At 65.3% G+C, this 828-nt stretch carries 1 protein-coding gene; it reads left to right on the top strand.

Translation table 11 applies throughout. The features are described 5' to 3' along the window. The coding region (leuB, locus tag Q3C01_RS44850; RefSeq protein WP_458151745.1) for a 3-isopropylmalate dehydrogenase at positions 1 to 828 on the top strand (828 nt) is incomplete at both ends.

Here is an 828-nt window from a genome sequence, read left to right as displayed (position 1 = left end):
GAGGTGCGCCCCGAGGCCGGCCTGCTCCGGCTGCGCAAGGATCTCGCTCTGTTCGCCAACCTGCGTCCCGCCGTCTGCTATCCGGCGCTCGCCGATGCTTCGAGCCTGAAGCGTGAGGCCATCGAGGGCCTCGACATCGTGATCGTGCGCGAGCTCACCGGCGGCGTCTATTTCGGCGAGCCGAAGACCATCACCGACCTCGGCAACGGCCAGAAGCGCGCCATCGACACCCAGGTCTACGACACCTACGAGATCGAGCGCATCGGCCGCGTCGCCTTCGAGCTTGCCAAGAAGCGCAAGAACAAGGTGACGTCGATGGAAAAGCGCAACGTCATGAAGTCCGGCGTGCTCTGGAACGAGGTCATGACCCAGGTTCACAAGCGCGAATATCCCGACGTCACGCTCGAGCATCAGCTCGCGGATTCCGGCGGCATGATGCTGGTGAAATGGCCGAAGCAGTTCGACGTCATCGTGACGGACAACCTGTTCGGCGACATGCTGTCGGATATCGCTGCGATGCTGACCGGCTCGCTCGGCATGCTGCCCTCGGCTTCGCTCGGCGAGGTCGATGTGAAGAGCGGGAAGCGCAAGGCGCTGTATGAGCCCGTGCACGGCTCGGCGCCCGACATCGCCGGCAAGGGCCTCGCCAATCCGATCGCGATGATCTCGTCCTTCGGCATGGCGCTGCGCTACTCCTTCGACATGGGCGCGCTCGCCGACAAGGTCGACGCCGCGATCGCGGCCGTGCTGGCCAGCGGTCTGCGCACGGCGGACATCAAGTCGGAAGGCACCACCGCCGCCTCGACCACGCAGATGGGCGAAGCGATC

It is taken from the genome of Bradyrhizobium sp. UFLA05-109, from assembly GCF_054185165.1.
Note: the sequence above shows the minus strand (reverse complement) of the source record. Positions and strands in the feature narration are given on the sequence as shown.